This window comes from Legionella impletisoli, assembly GCF_900639875.1.
GTDB classification, from domain to species: domain Bacteria; phylum Pseudomonadota; class Gammaproteobacteria; order Legionellales; family Legionellaceae; genus Legionella_A; species Legionella_A impletisoli.
On sequence record NZ_CAAAIA010000007.1, the window covers coordinates 14,543 to 30,937 of the forward strand.

Genomic DNA, 16,395 nt, shown 5'->3' on the forward strand with positions numbered 1-16,395 from the left:
AATGCGTGATATGGTGGGCTATGGAAACATGGTGCCTGAGATTAAATGGCCTAATAAAGCCCATCTCGCACTCAATTTTGTCGTAAATTATGAAGAAGGCGCTGAGCTAACCCCTTTAAATGGCGATCGTTTTTCTGAGACGTATGGCGTTGAATTTTCATTAAGCAAACAACCTAAGGGGGCTCGTCATTTGAGCATGGAGTCTTTATTTGAATATGGAAGCCGCAGCGGCATTTGGCGTTTGTTACATTTATTTGATCAAGAATTAATCCCACTTACTTTTTTTGTAACGGGCTTCGCGTTAACGTTAAATCCCGCGTTCAGTAATTATTTGCGTGAAAGCGAGCATGAAGTTGCAGGTCACGGGTGGCGTTGGATTGATTACAGTGGCGTTTCTAAAAAAGAAGAAAAACACCACATCCATCTGTGTCTATCCACTTTAAGCCAATTGACCCAGAAAGATATATTGGGTTGGTATACAGGGAGGCGAAGTGCACATACATTAGATCTGTTAAAAGAATTGGGAGGTTTAATGTATCACTCCGACAGTTATGCCGACGATTTACCGTATTTTGATGACCATCAGCTGATTATACCGTACACACTTGATTGCAATGATTTTCGCTATTGCACATCACCAGGATTTAGTCATGCAGATGAATTTTTTCTACATTTAAAAAACACCTTTGATTATTTATATCACGAAAAAAAGCTTGCACTCATGACCATTGGACTTCACCCTAGAATCAGTGGAAGACCAGGTCGAACCATTGCTATACAAAAATTTATTAACTACGTTAAAGCGTTTCAAAATGTGTGGATAGCGCGTCGAATCGATATAGCACGCTATTGGTTAAACACTAGAATTCCATAGTGGACGATAAAGCTGCCGCATGGTATCAATTTGTTTTGGTGATATATTAGTGTATTCAACAACTTACGATGCTGGCTCAAGGAATGAATTATCTATATAAATATCAAAACCGGATTGCTCATGGCATCCAATGACCGGTTCATTGCCAGCAATCAGCGCTGGATTTTCTCTGGTTTTGCTGAACGTGATTTGCGTATGATGAAATGTAGGCAAAAAATATCCGGGGGAGTTACAATAAATATTTTTTGGCTACCATTTTTTTTTAATTTAAAAGCGTCAATGCTATAGAAATTAAAATAATAACAATTACAACTGCGAGTTTATGGGTTAACGGATAGGATTGCTTTTTCTTGTTTTTATGCTTCACAAAAATTTATCTCTAAATTGAAGTTAATTCATTATATCTAAAAAAATGGAGCAGCGCATCGGTCAAGTTACGGACAATCTTTTCATTTATTATTTTAAATGGGTTGAAAATTGTCGTAACTCCATAAATCTGTCACATCGCTAACTCCATGAAAATGTCACATTTGTTTACCTTATAAGTTCCGTATGAGCTTAAAAGGAGATTGGTTGTATGGGAGTACTGATCATGAGTGAGTGTGAAAGGCAGAGAAAAGCAGTCTGTGAGATGGTAAATCAACAAAGAATTACGTTAGTACAAGCGGCTGAGCAGCGTGGCTTAAGTTACCGGCAAATTTTAAGGATTTATGAACGGTATAAAGAGAAAGGTGATGCAGGCCTAATCCACGGTAACCGTGGTCGAGTCTCAAGTCGAAAGAACACGCATCAAGAAACGATTATAAACCGATATATAGAGAGATATGAAGGCTTTGGTCCAACCTTAGCATCGGAGTATTTAGAAAGAGATGGCTTTCTTGTAGATCATGATACGTTAAGAAAATGGTGGTTTCGAAAGAGGTCTAATAACGAAAGATCAATGTTTCGCTATAATAAAGTGGCGCGGACATACAATCGCCCACGCCGATTGTGGCTTATCGGCTGGCATTACGCCAGCCAGTGTTCTAAAATCTAATAAGTCGCTACGCGACTTCAAACAAGGGCAAAGGGATTAAGCGTTAAAAAGCCCGGACACACCTAACCCGAAGATTGGCGATCTTACTGTCGAAGAGTTGATTGCCAGAGCCGAAGTTCTGTACCCACGCGTTGGCAGCACCGGTCTCTGTAGAACTCCAGTAGTCGACATTGGCAAAACCGCCAACCGTCCCTGCTACTTTCTGTAGATACAATTGATTCAGCTCAAACTTTGACGGCAAATACCAGTCAGCGTAGCAAGTAGCGCCTGCTGCACCGGGGGCAGCACAAGGTGTCACACCATCGGCCTGGATAGCATAATTGGCACAAATAAGTAAAGCATCATTAGCAACATCAGCCTCTGAGGCCTGCTTAGCAATCGCCAAAGACGTGTTCATACTGCCTGCACCAATACCGTCACCCGTGGCAAGTGTTTGCTGTCCAATACCCCACCGTATGGCAAGAACGCCATTATTATCTGCATTTGCTGCAATTAATCCGTGCTGACCGGTAGCATCCACGTAAAATACAACCCCACCCATGGCTTGCTGACCTATAGTATAGGTAGCAGGGCCATCAACCCATTCGGTGTCATAATCAGTATCCGTGGCTTTTGCAAGAATTTGCCCAGTCGTACCTCCGGCAGCAACCCCAGGACCTGGGTCGCCCTCAGGGCCTTGAGGCCCTGCAGGCCCTTGATTCCCAGAGGGAATCGCGGCAATCTGCGACTGCAGTATCGTGACTTGCGCATCCACGTACTCTTTCGTGGCCGGATTGGCGGTATGGCCCGTGGTAGAGAGTATGGCAGCCAAACCTAAAGCGATAATGTGTTGTTTCTTAGTCATAGGAATTCCTTATCCAAGGTTATACAGAAACCGTTAAACCAAGCAGCACACCATGTTGCACGGGGATATTAGATACCCGACCGGTGGCATTAGCCGCATTGAGGCGAAAATCAGGATTGCTGCCAAAAATACCCTGGTAAGACAAACTCAAGCTTGTCCGCTCACTGATAAAGCCACCTAGCCCCGCCTGCACTTCACCGGCAATTCGTGATTTATCGTTAATGCTGTCTCGGTCATTAAACTGCCAGCGGCGATAGGCAATCCCGCCTTTGAGTTGAGCAAATACGGGTATTGTGCCGAAAGAAGCGGTTTTCAAAGTCACTAGCGCATCAAGCATCGGCTTCACCGTCGTTTGAATCGGAAGACCGCCAAGCGCATCAATGGCGGCTTGTGATGGGAAATAACGCATGGTGTTGCCGCTTTGCACGCCAACTTCAAGACCCCAGGTCAGAGAATTACCAGTGTATACATCGCGGCCAATGGCAAAGCGACCCACAGCCGTTTGACCATCATCTCGGAACATATCCTCATACACGGTGTAGCCAAGACTGCCAGTCACCGACCAGGGATGAGAAACAGGAACATCCACTGCACCCATGCTGCCAGCCACTGCAGGCAGCGTCATGCACGCCAGCGACAAACCAAGAAAACCAAAACCTGCTCTCTTTAAAAAGCCAGCGCTGCTTCGATGATCTGTTGTGGTTTGATGACGGAAAACAGGAGTTTTAAAAGGCTTACTATGCAGAAAATTAATTAATGAAGAAAATAAACCAGAATTGATTGATTGATTGACAGTATCAGTGCTACCCCTTAGCCTCTCGATACCCCTTCTTCCACACTCTATTCCTGGATAACTCATTACGCCTCCTTCGTCAAAACCAATATCCCGACTCATCCAAAATAAATGGGCCGGCACCCATACTCAAATACACTACTCCAATCCATCCAGAAATTACAATCATAGCTTTGCTGATTGCTGATTGCTGATTGCTGATTGCTGATTGCTGATAAGACTATTGACTAGTCATGTTAATATACTCTTGCTGTATTGTGTAGGGGGAAATAAACATTACGCTTCTGTAGCACATGAATTGTCCGGTTTTATGATATCCCTTGGGTGACGGGGTTTACCTCTGCATCCAGAAGAGGATTTCCACGAGCGTCGGTCTTAATGTGGGATTCATCACAATTATGAGCTCGTCCAATGTAGGCAAGTTCACTGATGAAATGTTGCAATCGAGTTTCTAGACTATACCCATCGAGTGTAAATTTATATGATTCAAAATCTGGGTATATTTACATAAACGAGCCAAAAACAAATTGTTTTATAACAAGCTATATGTTTTTTTACATAATACAGCGTCGTAGCTTATGGGTGGGTACTTTTTATTGCACCCAGTAATATATTGATATACTGATCAGCAAAATGACTTGCCCATTCTGATTGAATTAATGGCGACGCGTAAGTAAAACAGCAAAAAGTTTGATGAAGCATTGAAGTGACCGATAAATTAATCACCAGATCTCCCGCTTGTCGCGAAGAAGAAGTGAAATAAGAAATTAATTCTAGTGGACCATAATGTTTGGGAAAGGGAAGATAACCTTTATTGGTAACGCAAAATCCCGAAGTGAATTGAAGTCGCATTCGTGCCGACTCAATATCTAATAAAGTAGATAATTGACTTGCATTGGCTGAGTCAAACTCTAGTGGAAGCGAAGCCAATTTAGGGATTTCTGCATTTAGTTGTTGTTCATATTGTTGTGCTAGTTTCCAAAAAGAATCATCTGAAATAAGTGCAAATGGTGTGCTCACACAAGAGATATAACAACCAAAGTGCACAAGGCCAATTGGTGGGTTGCAATAAAGTCTTAAATTGACTGGTGTAACTAATTCCGTATGCAATGGCGGTTCAAGCATGATTTGGGCTGCTAAGAGCATGGCTGCGTTAAAGGCGGAATTGACTTTGATATTGCGTTGACGACAGCACATTGTTAATTGCCTACAATCTGTTTGCCGTATAATACGATAAATCTGTTTGGTCACACGCTGTCCTAAAGGTTTATAATTTTGATAAAACACTGGCGTATGTGAGATAGGTTTTGGCGTAGGGTCTTTTTTAGGTTTAGCCATGTTTACCAATATTGGTCGTGAAAGAAGTTTCTCTACCGGGTTCAGCAATGGCAGTGGTTTAATTGTTATGTTTTTTTTGCTGTTAATTTGCTTATAATAAGTTAGTAATTCATTCATCAAATACACACATGACAAACCATCAGCAATCGCATGGTGTACGCAAAAAATGATGTGATATTCATTGGTTGGCAGCGAGTTCGTGTGTAATAAAATAACTTGCCATAAATACTGATTTGTAGGAAATAACTCACTTAACTGTTGTTCTACGACCGTTTCCCAATGGCTTGGATCAGGATGGGATATGGATCGAATCGGAATATTATCAAACCTAGCATTTTCTTTAAAATAATAACCATCAGAGCATTGCTCAATTGTGGCACGTAATAAAGGATGACGCTGAAACAGCAAGTACCACGCCTTTTTAAAATGCGCAAAGTCGATTTGACCACGGATATGCGTAGCGCTAAATATGGTGCCAGTTCCTGCTAACTGATCGTGCAATAAACACAGTGCGGTTTCCCAGTAACCCAATTTGCGCATTTGCCTCAGTGCTCCTCAAGAAGATACAAGCTATATACATAGCATATAGTATAAATATACTGACTAAATAATACTAAAATCAAAAGTCTCTGAGCCAATTGGAGCGGTGCTTGAATCGATGAAGTCTGTGCCAGAAGACAGCGGTACACTGGTTATATCAGAGTTTGTTTCTATGGATTTTTGGACTCGTACGAGAATGAGTATGTAATTAGGAGTCAAGTCTATTTACAATGCTATTTATTTTAGTCCATTAGCCAGCTCATTAGACAGACACCTCTTTTTTCAACTGGACATATCTTTAGCTGCAACTGACTCAAACTCGACTTTCTTCATAAAAGGTGATAAGAAACCACACAAGCATAATAGCGTTAAAAATAGACTTTATCCCTAAATTAATTTTTTAAACCGTTAGATAGGAAAGATTGACTATGCCAAGTCAAGAGAAAGAAAAAGCAAACAAAGATGCCGGTGGAGAATCATTATCTTTATTGGAGCAATTACCTACTGAACTTCATCACAAGGTTTTAGCGCAATACCCAGAAAAGGACTGGTATAACCTTTCTCAAGTATCAAGCACAATGTTTTTTGCTTGTCAGTATCCTTTAGAAAGAAAAGCAGCTCAAACGCTTTTATCTCATGTCATTAGAGGTGAGGAAGCGGAGGCGCTTAAAATGATTGTTGCCAATCCTCGTTTATTGCTTATTCCTTCTCAAGCCACCGACTACTCTGGTCATTCCTATATTGGTATTACACCCTTTCAGGCCGCTTTGATTTGGCACGACGTTATGTTATGGAAAAAGATAGAACCTTATTTTGATGAACTGCCAAATGGACAGGCAGAAAAGGTTAGTCAGTTTAAAGCACTATTTCCAGAAGGCTTACCTAAACAAGAACCCTATGATTTTAGAAGCCTCATCCAAGTCATTTCTAGGAGTTCAAATGCTGATATTATGGCGGCTCTTCAAAAGAAGAATAACAACACACCGATTTGCCAGGCTTTAAAGAATTTTAGAACAAACTTTACAGATTTGACATTGAAAGAGCAGTTTTTTAATCCATTACACTTAATTGAGGCGCTTAATGTCTACAATACGCAATTTGATCATTGGTCGTGGCACCAACGTGATTTATTCTGGCGCCAGGCTATCGGTTATATTCAGCGTTTTACGCCGGCGAGCTATGCACAGGCCTTCTGTCAGGGCCTTTATTATATAATCGAAGAAAAAAATCCGCGGCGGCGGTCATTAACGTTCCAAGATGATGACGCTACTTACTTTACGCCCGGTGATTCGGTTGGTCTTGGTTTTGATTTTGCCGCGTCATGGCTATGGGGGAATGTGCGCTCAGGTGGCCCTGGTTTTCTACGTGAAGCCTTGGCTGGTGCCTTGCTAAACTACGTTGAGCAAATACAGCAGAGCTATTTGGACTTGAGCACCACATGCGAGGAAATGGACAACCCATCACGGACTGCGACGATCTGACCTCGCAGTCATGATGTAAACTCGACTTTCTTCATAAAAGGCAATAAGAGACACGGAATAATAATGTTATAAATAGCCTTGACCCCGTCCTTCCAACAAGTAGCTATAAGTGCTTGAGTCACGTATGAAAAAATCAATAATATTATCTAAGCTTATAATTCTTAAATTCAATCAGATAGCTTCCCGCATTACGCGCTTAGCACGCAAATACGTGCTATTATTTTACGCTGAAAATTAAGGATGAAAAATGATAAAAATATTAATTTGTTTAGGTCTTATTTTAAGCAGCAATTTACTCATCGCAAATACGGTGTCGCAATATAATACTAGCTTAACCCCATGTTTTAAAATGAATGAAGTAGAACAGATTACAAAACAAATGGATGAAATCTTACAGCAGGAATTTTGTGAAGACAAAGTTGATCCCAAAAAATTTGACTCTATTTCTCAAGCTATTCTGCCAAAAATCATGACTGAATCCTTCCTGGGTGTGGTCCCTCCAGTAAATTGGCAACTAATAACGGATGAGATTATAAAAAACTGTATGAAAAACAAGGATTTGTGCAAAAAGCAAGCCCAGAAAGAATTTGCAGAATGTCTCAAACCAAGAATTCCTTTAATTCTGGTGCAATTTGCTCCTTGGATAGCTGAAAATTGTCCAGAATTGAATAAAAATTTAATTAAACAATGGCCAAATAAAAAAGCATTCCTCAAAAAAACAATTAACGAAACGAAAGCACAAGAATAATATACTTTACCAGTTTCAAAAATTAATGGTAAAAATCGCTATCATGCTAAATTGAATTCCCATTAGGATTTTTTAATTTAAAAAGGTAAGCATCAAATGTCAGATAAACTCCGAGTCAGGGTGGTTTAACGCGGTGACCTCGCAGTAATGTAATATTATGAGCTCCCTTTATGATCAATTTAAAATCACTTGGCCCTTTATATTATTCAATTGACTCAAGTATAATTTTTTCTTAAATTATCCTAAGTGAATAGAAGTAAGGCGAAAGTATGCCATCCAAATTCGAGAAGTTTAATAAATTACCATCAGAACTTAAAATTAAAACCGCTCAAAATTTATCAAGTCGTGAGTTAGTTAACCTTTCTATGACATCAAAATATCATTTGGCTTTATTTAAACCTATGATTGATGTTTCCAAATTATTGCATCATGTAACACGCGGGGAACATGATGCGATTAAAGCGATGTTAAAGAAGGACATCCGTTTAATTTTTAAGAGGGGCGTTGTTACGGATTGTTCTGGGCGAGAATTTGCGAACATCAGTCCTTTTGAATATACCTTATGGGCCCTGGATAAACACATGTGGGCAGCAATGATTGAGTGCATCCCAAGTAATGAAGAAGGTAGAAAGGTATTTGCACAATTGATTGCTCAATACAACAGAGTGCACACAGACGGAGTCACTTATAAGCTTAATGGAAAAACAATCACTGAACAGCACTTTGATTTTGCAAATACCATTATTAAAGAGCTGCAAACGCAAGTGGACTTGATAATTGCGCCAGGAGCTAAGAATTGGGTTGCTATTAATAAGCAGTGGCGAGAAGGTGTTGGTGGAGCACAAAAGCTGTTACCGATGCATGTTGTTGATGAGTACTGCTCTAATAAACCATTTTCCCCTGTGCCTGATTTTACCTCGCAGCCGAAAACATCAAAACAATTCTATAATTGGACTACTGACAAGTATGAAAATTGGTTTAGTGTTGACTCAAAGTTGTCGGTTGATTTTGCATTGTATAAGGCGGGCGTCGCCGTTGGTGCGCGCGGCGTGGCGACTCTGGGCGTTGGCGCGTTAGAAGATTTGGATGCCTTGACGGCATTATGTAAAGTAAGGACAAACGATTTTATCGATCTCAAATCGCAACTTGAAGACCAGATGACGCCAGATAATCATCACCAAGTATCTCAGATTTAAACAAATTGACATCATGTCGATGAAGGAGCTCGGTGGCGTAGATATTCAAATAGGGGCAAGGCTATTTAATGCCATTTATTGGATAAAAAAAACCGGCTCATGAGATATCTTTTTTTCAAGTGGGCATATCTCTAGCCGTAGCTGACTCAAGCCCCACCTTTTTCCAACAGTAAAAGAAAGTAGAATAATTAAAGTCAGCCAGATTGAAAAAATCATACTGATCTGCTTTGGTTATATCGAAAATTTTTTCCATCATACTAGCTTCCTGATATATCGATTCGTTAAGCTGCATTTTCTACATCAACGATCAAGCCCAGTTTATCTCTGTCTAATATGTCCTGAAGACAAAGTTGTACAAATTGTCTTCTGGAATATCCCAGCAAATCGGCATATTCAGCCGCTTTTTTAGGGCTTATAGGCTTGCGGCCATGCTCAATATCACACAGGGCTTGCTTTGAGATTCCTAACATTTTTGCAAAATCAACCTGGGTTAATTCTTCACCTTGTCTTATAGAGCGCATAAACAATCCAAGAGTCAACTTTTCACCCATTAACTCTTCAAGGTATTGCATCGTTTTGCTTGTTTCTTTAGTAATCATGCTTATTAACCTCCACTATCTCTACGATTTGAGTCTTCCCAGAGCTATCTATTATATAAATCGCTCGATATGCCTTGGATAATCTAATAGAGCGCTGCCCTTTTCTATCACCTTTTAAGGGTTCATCATGGTACCCTGGTGTTTTTTTAACTTCACTAAGCCCGTAATGTCCAACCGCGTTAATCCAAGCGGTCAATTTAACCAGAACATGTTTAGGAATTCGCCTCAAATCTTTCTTTAGCTTTTCTGGCAAAACAACAGTGTAAATATCCACAATGTACTCTTATTATTGTTATATAAAAATAATAGTACACAATATTTATGTACTAGTCAAACTAGACAACAAACGAGGGTTTTCTTTACTCCTCTGCTCTCCATGTTAGTGCAACGCTTAAGCAAAACAGAATCAGTTAAGAAATATGTTTAAGATATCTAAGTAAAAATTACACCAGTATTATTAAGTTAGTTCACTCTCACTGTTTTAACGATAATCATCACGCTTTTTTATTCTATAATATTAATGGGAGGGCCAAACTCCCTAGCGTCATTGTTTGGTCGATGGCGAAGGTAAGCAGACCTTGCAGCTTTAGTGATCTGAGATCAGGGCTGTATAGTACAAGGCGCTTATCGAACTCAGGCTTAGTGCGCATAAATACCTGAGCGACGTAATTAAACGCGTCGTTAAATAAGGACAGGTTTGAACAACCTGCCGGCAGGTTTGTTTTGGATTTGTTAAAATGAAAGAACAAATTTGTATAATTAATATTTCAATTTCTATTAATGTGAAAATTTACCAAATTGGTCTATTGATATCGTTAATGTTTTTGGGATTTTAATGTTTAAGCTGGCAAGAGCTTCGATCTTGCCCACTTCGGGGTTTTAATTAAAACAAAATAACTTTCCAGAAAATCATATAAATCTGTCTTTTAACTTATAAATTGATGGATACATCAAATAAAAATTGATTTAGCGTCTCTGAAATCGTTTTTCGTGATTTAGTTGGCGCAGGTGTCTATTATCGATTTAATGCACATGAATCATGGGGTTTTGGGACTTAAATTCTCGTCTATCAATCTAACTGTCAGATAATAGCTCCAAACTCTTTAAGAGCATGGATTTTTTGTTGCAGCTTTTCTACATCTTCGATCATACCTTTTAAATCATAATCTTTACCGCTTACCGCATATTTCATATCATCGTATATAATTTCACGTAAATATTGTTCTTTGCTTATTGAATTTGCTCTTTGCACACGTTCTGATGAATGGCAAAAGCGTAGATTAGAGATATCTGATTGGCATGCCGAATTAATTAAACATTCATCAAAGTGCTCTACATAGTCTCTAATTGTGCGATCATTATTCACAAAAGAGTTTAAACTTTTCCGAAGTTCGCTTAAATGCTTTTTAATTTTATCTTTTTCATCATCAGAGCCAGGGAATTTATTTTTCCCCCGAAAGCCCTTACCTTTCCAATGAAGTAATTTGGATATATTCGCGTGACAAACAATTAAAGAATGAATATTTCTAAAAAACTTGTATTGCCCCTCAGATGCTTTTTGACAAAATTGTTTCATTTGGTTGAAGTCAGAAAGATCAGTTGACCGATTCAGACATGTTTCTTTGTATTCCTTTAAATTAATCCTCGATGCCTTAAAAGCTTCAAGCGCCATAATGCACTGCATTTCTAATTCACAATTTATAGCTGTAATAAGATTAGAAAAATTATAGGCCGTCATAAGCCGCTCCTTGTACTTATATAAGGCTGTCTTCCTACTCCCACCATTTTGCAAATTGATTGAATTGAATGCTTTTTATTTGCATAAAGGGTTTTAACCAGTTCCTTTTGCTCATCACTAAGTTTTTCGGGTCTACCACCTTGCCGCCCTCGTGCACGGGCTGCTTCAAGCCCTGCTCGTGTCCTTTCCTTAATTAAATTTCTTTCAAATTCAGATAACGCACCAAAAACATGAAACATAAATTTTCCTGAAGATGTTTCGGTATTAATAGATTTTGTGATGCTATGAAAACCTACCCCCTTTTCTTCTAACATAGCAACATATGAGATAAGGTGCTTAAGAGAGCGCCCTAGCCTAGCCAATCTCCAAACTACCAAGGTATCGCCCTTTCGAAGATAGTTTTCAATTTTTTCAAGTCCTGGCCTTTCTGAAACTGAGCCACTAATTTTGTCGGTGAAAATTTCTTCGCACCCTACCCTTTTTAATTCATCCAATTGCAAATCTAAATTTTGTTCGTGTGTGGAAACTCTGGCATACCCTACTCTCATCATTCATTCCTTTTGTTCATAAAGTCAAAGGACACAGATGAAAGCGAACTTTGATAAATGTACAGGGTTTTAGAACTTATTTAAGGGGTAAAATAAAGAGATTTTGATTTCTTGAAGACAAGTTCACAAACCCATCGTTTTCCGTACTTAAAGTGTAGAAGTCGGGCCCTGACCCGACATTTTTTGCATTTGTCCATTAATTTTTGATAAAATTAACGACTGAGAGAGTTTTTTTCACTTACATATTTCTGCAAGCTGTGGCGCATTCTCTACAGGCCTTGGCACAATCTTTGCATAATTCTTCATCATATTTGTCACATTCAGTAGCACAAGCATCGCAAAGTTTCGCACAAAGCTCGCAGATTTCTTTTGTAAATTGCAAGTCTTCACGCATGCAAATTCTGGCACATAAGTTACAAATATCAGCACAGGTGGTACACAATTTAAAGCATTCAATACGTGCACTTTCACCGAGGCAACATTGATATGCACAAGCTTCACATGTTTCCAAACAGTTCAAACAAGCCTCAATACATTCCTTGTAGTTCATTTTTTCTTCCTTTTTTGATATTTAAATTATAAGCATTTAATGAATACTCATTTGTATATAATTTGCCTTTTTAAAGTAGTTAAATATCAGCAGTTAATCAAATATTCTGTTTGTCGCACTGCCTTTTGAAAAAAGGCCTGCTAATATTGCTTATTATAAGCAAGTGATGCAGTTCCACTAAACAGAGAGTTGACATATTCATACTCTACTGATTAGGAACACCGAATGGATTTAAACCAACCATTTTATTAAAAGAATTAGACGTTGCTTATACTTAGCAGAAAAACATCAAAAATTTTTAGCAACAGATTTAAAAGGAAACTACACAACCCTGGAATGGTGAAATTTTCAAGTGAGTCATGTTAGCTCTATGTTTAGTCAATATGGTCATTATTATAAATATGCCAAGATAGACATCCCTTATGATAAAGAAAAATACGACAATGAATGTCATCGCTTGATTGCAGTGATTGACAGACAATTAATGAACTATACTTACATCAGGTGGCGATGACTACACAATAACTGATATAGCCATTTTGATCATGGGTGCCGTGTTATTTTTATGGTTCCATCATAGAGCAATCCCAGTACCACTATCTGATAAATTGGTATAAAAGTAAACATCGAAAAGCGAAAGGCAGTGCAAGTCGCCATCCATGCTTATTCTTGAAAAATTGAAAGGGAATTGAATTATGGATAAACCAAAACTTATTGGAATTAATCACGTTGCTCTTGAAGTTGGTGATATTGAAGAAGCATTATCTTTTTATAGCAAAATATTTAGCTTTCAATTACGGGGTAAGGATGATTCTCATGCGTTTATCGACATGGGAGATCAATTTCTAGCGCTGATGAAAAAAGAAAAAAATAATCCTGATCAACTCAGACATTTTGGGCTGGTAGTAAATAATAAGGAAGAAGTAATAGCATTGGCCGAACAAGCTGGTGCCACGGTATTGGAAGGCAAATTCCTAGATTTTCTAGATCCTTGGGGCAATCGAATTCAAGTAGTAGAATATAATAATATCCAGTTTACTAAAACACCCGAAGTACTTAAAAAAATGGGATTAGATGCTAAACACCTGAAAAAATCATTTGATAATAATTAATTAACATTTGTCGGTGTGAGAGCATGCTGGATTTTCTGTGCTACTAAAATGTTCGCTTTATAAACGCTTCCCTTGCAAAAATCTTTGAAAATCTAGTCCAGCTCTAGTCTTCTAGGTTCTGTGACTTGACCACAGAATCTATAAGTACTGCGCTAAAACACTGGGCCACCCGAACAAGCCGTGTGGCGTAGGCCGAGATGTAATCAAGAGACAGGTAAATGGGAAAGACCCCATTTTCTTTGGCTGAAAATGATAAGGTAAACAATTATGTTTGAGATTATTCCAAATTGGCATCCGGTATTTGTGCACTTTACTGTAGCATTGGTTTCAGTTTCGGCAATCAGTTATTTGCTAGGTCATGTTCTAAAAGATTATCCCCTAGGACAGGAATTGCTTACGGTAGGCCGTTGGTGTTTATGGTTTGGATTATTAGCCTCTATTGCTACGGTTAGTGCAGGTTTCATCGCCTATTATTCTGTGGCACACGATGCACAATCTCATGAAGCAATGACCATTCATCGAAATTGGGCGCTTCTAACCTTCAGCGGCATTTTTATTGTTACCCTATGGTCTTTTTGGCGATATTTTCGTCATACACATAGCTCAATCTCTTTTATCGTATGCATGTTGATCCTCTTTGTATTGATAACGATTACCGCTTGGCATGGCGCCGAGCTGGTTTATCGCTATGGAATTGGTGTAATGTCTTTACCCTCCAGTACAGAATCTGGGCATCATACTCAAGCTGAAAGCTCTGAGCATACACATAATCACTAATCAGCCTTTTATATATAACCAAATCTACAAAAGTGCTAAAAAACGGCCACCTGGTCAAGCCGTGTGGCGTATGCAGAGATGTGATCAAGAGACAGGCAAATGGGAAAGACCCCAAGTTATATGGTGAAGGCGGCGGGAATTGAACCGCGACAATTTATCGTAACTTATTGATTTATATAGCCATAATTTTCGACTTGCCAATTTTTGGGCGTAAATGGGGCATTTTTGATGCTTTTTTTCTAACCCCTAAAATCACAACCCATGAGCTCACATTTAAGCCTATTAACTTTAAACAGTTTCTCGATTTATGAAATTTACTCTCTGAACTTAACAAAAAGTGTTAAGTTCATAAAGTGAATTGCATTTAGATCATTATAAACGCAACCAATATATTCGAATCAGTTGACCACCAGAAGCAACACCATTTTATGCAAAGAACCTTTAATGAACGACTTAATATATCTTATTATTTACGTTAAATCATTTAATGATAAGTATAATATACATTAAGCCACCAGTAACTTGATAATTGCATTAATGTATCCTATTATATACATAATAAGACATAAGGTATAATATAGAATACATTAAGAGTTGAAATATGAGTAAAAAAATACATTCCCCCATTCCAGTGCAGAACGCTTTAAGAAGGTTGGGTAAGAACATTAGTGATGCGCGTCGCCGCCGTCGTATACCAATGGATCTTATGTCAGAACGTTCTGGGTTTTCTCGCATCACTTTATCTAAGATTGAAAAAGGCGATCCAAGCGTATCCATGGGTGCGTATGCATCTGCTCTATTTGTTTTAGGGATGTCTGAGCAACTAACATCCCTTGCTCATGTCTCTAACGATATTGTCGGGCGTGAACTTGAAGAAGAAAGCCTTCCTAAAAGAATCCGATCGCCACAAGCTAATAAAGGGGATGCAAATGAGTAGCCAAGAAATTTATGTTTCGATTGATCTTGGCGAAAATACGCACAAGGTTGGCAAGCTATGGTTTCATCAGCGTGGAGCAAGGCAAAGTGCGTCCTTTGAATATGATCCTCAATGGCTGAAACATCCGGAAAAGTTTGCTCTTGATCCTGCGCTTCAATTAACCTCTGGCGCATTCCATACCACACCAGACCAGATATTATTCGGTGCTATTGGTGATTCGGCGCCTGATCGCTGGGGTCGTGTTCTGATGCGCCGAGCAGAAAGTTTGCGCGCTAAATCAATGGCAGAGACAGCAAGAACATTGTCAGAAGTCGATTATCTGTTAGGCGTTAATGATGAAGCTCGACAGGGCGCACTACGTTTCTCACTACAAGATGGCGAGCCATACTTAACCCCAAAAGATAAAGAAAGCATACCACCTTTAATTGATCTACCTAGATTACTTTCTGCAACGGAACATTATCTTAATGACGAAGAAACAGCTGAAGATTTGAAAATATTATTGGCACCTGGTTCATCTCTTGGTGGCGCGCGGCCAAAAGCATCGGTAAGAGATAAAGACGGTCATCTTGTAATCGCTAAATTTCCAAAAAAAGATGATGAATTTAACGTGGTTGTCTGGGAAGCCGTTGCGCTGACACTTGCAGAAAAAGCGGGTATTAAAACAACCGATTGGCGTCTGGAAACAATCATGGAAAAACCAGTGCTGATTCTGCGCCGTTTTGATCGTCACGAAGGTCAGCGTGTTCCATTCTTATCTGCAATGAGTATGTTAGGTGCAAAGGATAATGACCCCCACAGCTATCTTGAAATCGCTTACGCCATTACTCAACACGGTGCAAGTCCAAACAGTGATTTAGAAGAACTGTGGAGGCGTATCATCTTTACCGTAATGATTTCAAACACAGATGATCATTTAAGAAATCATGGTTTTTTATATGAACGTCATAAAGGTTGGAGGTTGTCACCTGCCTATGATGTCAACCCAACCCCCCTTGAAATGAAAGCACGTATGTTATCAACGTCGATAGATTATGATGATCCAACGGCTTCTATTGATTTGGCGCTTTCCGTCATTGATGAGTTTCGGATAAAGAAAGCAAGAGCACTTGAAATTATAAAAGAGGTTGCGTTAGCGGCAAGTAAATGGCGTTCGGTTGCTAGCCAATTTGGTTTGACAAAAAGGGAGATTGACCGCATGGCTTCTGCTTTTGAGCATGAAGATTTGAAGATAACAAAACGTTAACAATCCTGGGCCATCACTCCAAACACAAGGCTAAGTTA

General features: G+C 39.1%; 17 protein-coding genes and 1 pseudogene. 9 read left to right on the forward strand and 9 right to left on the reverse strand.

Going from position 1 to position 16,395, the window contains the following annotated elements:
* Nucleotide 1 precedes the first annotated feature (1 nt).
* Entirely contained in the window at nucleotides 2-874 is an 873-nt protein-coding gene (locus tag E1O41_RS08210; protein ID WP_131776841.1) for a polysaccharide deacetylase family protein, read from the forward strand.
* 63 nt (nucleotides 875-937) lie between these two features.
* Here the strand turns inward: E1O41_RS08210 and E1O41_RS11765 are convergent, their stop codons facing one another.
* Nucleotides 938-1,087 (reverse strand): hypothetical protein, encoded by a 150-nt coding sequence (locus E1O41_RS11765; RefSeq protein WP_165481152.1) that lies wholly within the window; start codon nucleotides 1,085-1,087, stop codon nucleotides 938-940.
* Between the two features lie 364 nt (nucleotides 1,088-1,451).
* On the opposite strand from E1O41_RS11765, the gene E1O41_RS08215 reads away from it, so the two are divergent.
* The gene (locus E1O41_RS08215) at nucleotides 1,452-1,910 is read left to right on the forward strand and encodes a helix-turn-helix domain-containing protein (protein ID WP_131776842.1); all 459 of its coding nucleotides are present in this window, start codon (nucleotides 1,452-1,454) and stop codon (nucleotides 1,908-1,910) included.
* A gap of 43 nt (nucleotides 1,911-1,953) precedes the next feature.
* Here the strand turns inward: E1O41_RS08215 and E1O41_RS08220 are convergent, their stop codons facing one another.
* The 3 genes from E1O41_RS08220 to E1O41_RS08230 all read right to left on the reverse strand — a co-directional run bounded on the left by E1O41_RS08220 (nucleotide 1,954) and on the right by E1O41_RS08230 (nucleotide 5,425).
* Nucleotides 1,954-2,721 (reverse strand): Lcl C-terminal domain-containing protein, encoded by a 768-nt coding sequence (locus E1O41_RS08220; protein WP_165481153.1) that lies wholly within the window; start codon nucleotides 2,719-2,721, stop codon nucleotides 1,954-1,956.
* A 52-nt stretch (nucleotides 2,722-2,773) separates the two neighbouring features.
* Nucleotides 2,774-3,379, reverse strand: a complete 606-nt coding sequence (locus E1O41_RS08225; RefSeq protein ID WP_131776844.1) for a hypothetical protein — start codon at nucleotides 3,377-3,379, stop codon at nucleotides 2,774-2,776.
* Nucleotides 3,380-4,123: 744 nt separating this feature from the next.
* Nucleotides 4,124-5,425, reverse strand: a complete 1,302-nt coding sequence (locus E1O41_RS08230; protein WP_131776845.1) for a condensation domain-containing protein — start codon at nucleotides 5,423-5,425, stop codon at nucleotides 4,124-4,126.
* A 428-nt stretch (nucleotides 5,426-5,853) separates the two neighbouring features.
* Between E1O41_RS08230 and E1O41_RS08235 the strand changes: the two genes are divergently transcribed.
* The 3 genes from E1O41_RS08235 to E1O41_RS08245 all read left to right on the forward strand — a co-directional run bounded on the left by E1O41_RS08235 (nucleotide 5,854) and on the right by E1O41_RS08245 (nucleotide 8,850).
* Nucleotides 5,854-6,906: a hypothetical protein gene (locus E1O41_RS08235; RefSeq protein ID WP_131776846.1), complete on the forward strand. Its 1,053-nt coding sequence runs from the start codon at nucleotides 5,854-5,856 to the stop codon at nucleotides 6,904-6,906.
* Nucleotides 6,907-7,153: 247 nt separating this feature from the next.
* Nucleotides 7,154-7,654 (forward strand): hypothetical protein, encoded by a 501-nt coding sequence (locus E1O41_RS08240; RefSeq protein ID WP_131776847.1) that lies wholly within the window; start codon nucleotides 7,154-7,156, stop codon nucleotides 7,652-7,654.
* Nucleotides 7,655-7,923: 269 nt separating this feature from the next.
* The gene (locus E1O41_RS08245; protein WP_131776848.1) at nucleotides 7,924-8,850 is read left to right on the forward strand and encodes an F-box protein; all 927 of its coding nucleotides are present in this window, start codon (nucleotides 7,924-7,926) and stop codon (nucleotides 8,848-8,850) included.
* A 281-nt stretch (nucleotides 8,851-9,131) separates the two neighbouring features.
* Here E1O41_RS08245 and E1O41_RS08250 read toward each other — a convergent pair whose 3' ends face one another.
* The 5 genes and pseudogenes from E1O41_RS08250 to E1O41_RS11990 all read right to left on the reverse strand — a co-directional run bounded on the left by E1O41_RS08250 (nucleotide 9,132) and on the right by E1O41_RS11990 (nucleotide 12,285).
* Complete coding sequence (locus tag E1O41_RS08250; protein ID WP_131776849.1) at nucleotides 9,132-9,449, reverse strand: helix-turn-helix domain-containing protein; 318 nt, start codon at nucleotides 9,447-9,449, stop codon at nucleotides 9,132-9,134.
* Nucleotides 9,439-9,723 carry a hypothetical protein gene (locus tag E1O41_RS08255; protein WP_131776850.1) on the reverse strand — a complete coding sequence of 95 codons (285 nt, stop codon included), beginning with the start codon at nucleotides 9,721-9,723 and terminating at the stop codon, nucleotides 9,439-9,441. The genes E1O41_RS08250 and E1O41_RS08255 overlap by 11 nt, the downstream gene beginning before the upstream one ends.
* Nucleotides 9,724-10,530: 807 nt before the next feature.
* On the reverse strand, nucleotides 10,531-11,187 hold the full coding sequence (locus E1O41_RS08260) for a hypothetical protein (RefSeq protein WP_131776851.1): 657 nt from the start codon (nucleotides 11,185-11,187) through the stop codon (nucleotides 10,531-10,533).
* A 12-nt stretch (nucleotides 11,188-11,199) separates the two neighbouring features.
* Nucleotides 11,200-11,735, reverse strand: a pseudogene (locus E1O41_RS08265) (recombinase family protein); the annotation flags it as partial.
* 238 nt (nucleotides 11,736-11,973) lie between these two features.
* The gene (locus E1O41_RS11990) at nucleotides 11,974-12,285 is read right to left on the reverse strand and encodes a four-helix bundle copper-binding protein (protein ID WP_131776853.1); all 312 of its coding nucleotides are present in this window, start codon (nucleotides 12,283-12,285) and stop codon (nucleotides 11,974-11,976) included.
* Nucleotides 12,286-12,980: 695 nt separating this feature from the next.
* Between E1O41_RS11990 and E1O41_RS08275 the strand changes: the two genes are divergently transcribed.
* The 4 genes from E1O41_RS08275 (at nucleotide 12,981) to E1O41_RS08290 (ending at nucleotide 16,357) form a co-directional block, all read left to right on the forward strand.
* On the forward strand, nucleotides 12,981-13,397 hold the full coding sequence (locus E1O41_RS08275; RefSeq protein WP_131776854.1) for a VOC family protein: 417 nt from the start codon (nucleotides 12,981-12,983) through the stop codon (nucleotides 13,395-13,397).
* A gap of 267 nt (nucleotides 13,398-13,664) precedes the next feature.
* The gene (locus E1O41_RS08280; RefSeq protein WP_131776855.1) at nucleotides 13,665-14,174 is read left to right on the forward strand and encodes a DUF2231 domain-containing protein; all 510 of its coding nucleotides are present in this window, start codon (nucleotides 13,665-13,667) and stop codon (nucleotides 14,172-14,174) included.
* A 601-nt stretch (nucleotides 14,175-14,775) separates the two neighbouring features.
* Complete coding sequence (locus tag E1O41_RS08285) at nucleotides 14,776-15,111, forward strand: helix-turn-helix domain-containing protein (protein ID WP_131776856.1); 336 nt, start codon at nucleotides 14,776-14,778, stop codon at nucleotides 15,109-15,111.
* On the forward strand, nucleotides 15,104-16,357 hold the full coding sequence (locus E1O41_RS08290; protein ID WP_131776857.1) for a type II toxin-antitoxin system HipA family toxin: 1,254 nt from the start codon (nucleotides 15,104-15,106) through the stop codon (nucleotides 16,355-16,357). The genes E1O41_RS08285 and E1O41_RS08290 overlap by 8 nt, the downstream gene beginning before the upstream one ends.
* Nucleotides 16,358-16,395: the final 38 nt, after the last annotated feature.

Coding starts and splice junctions, on each gene's coding strand:
- E1O41_RS08245 (WP_131776848.1), top strand. CDS start 7,924: ATGCCATCCAAATTCGAGAAGTTTAATAAATTACCATCAGAACTTAAA.
- E1O41_RS08280 (WP_131776855.1), top strand. CDS start 13,665: ATGTTTGAGATTATTCCAAATTGGCATCCGGTATTTGTGCACTTTACT.
- E1O41_RS08290 (WP_131776857.1), top strand. CDS start 15,104: ATGAGTAGCCAAGAAATTTATGTTTCGATTGATCTTGGCGAAAATACG.
- E1O41_RS08215 (WP_131776842.1), top strand. CDS start 1,452: ATGGGAGTACTGATCATGAGTGAGTGTGAAAGGCAGAGAAAAGCAGTC.
- E1O41_RS08235 (WP_131776846.1), top strand. CDS start 5,854: ATGCCAAGTCAAGAGAAAGAAAAAGCAAACAAAGATGCCGGTGGAGAA.
- E1O41_RS08260 (WP_131776851.1), bottom strand. CDS start 11,187: ATGACGGCCTATAATTTTTCTAATCTTATTACAGCTATAAATTGTGAA.
- E1O41_RS08240 (WP_131776847.1), top strand. CDS start 7,154: ATGATAAAAATATTAATTTGTTTAGGTCTTATTTTAAGCAGCAATTTA.
- E1O41_RS08250 (WP_131776849.1), bottom strand. CDS start 9,449: ATGATTACTAAAGAAACAAGCAAAACGATGCAATACCTTGAAGAGTTA.
- E1O41_RS08285 (WP_131776856.1), top strand. CDS start 14,776: ATGAGTAAAAAAATACATTCCCCCATTCCAGTGCAGAACGCTTTAAGA.
- E1O41_RS08275 (WP_131776854.1), top strand. CDS start 12,981: ATGGATAAACCAAAACTTATTGGAATTAATCACGTTGCTCTTGAAGTT.
- E1O41_RS11990 (WP_131776853.1), bottom strand. CDS start 12,285: ATGAACTACAAGGAATGTATTGAGGCTTGTTTGAACTGTTTGGAAACA.
- E1O41_RS08225 (WP_131776844.1), bottom strand. CDS start 3,379: ATGACGCTGCCTGCAGTGGCTGGCAGCATGGGTGCAGTGGATGTTCCT.
- E1O41_RS08230 (WP_131776845.1), bottom strand. CDS start 5,425: ATGCGCAAATTGGGTTACTGGGAAACCGCACTGTGTTTATTGCACGAT.
- E1O41_RS08210 (WP_131776841.1), top strand. CDS start 2: ATGCGTGATATGGTGGGCTATGGAAACATGGTGCCTGAGATTAAATGG.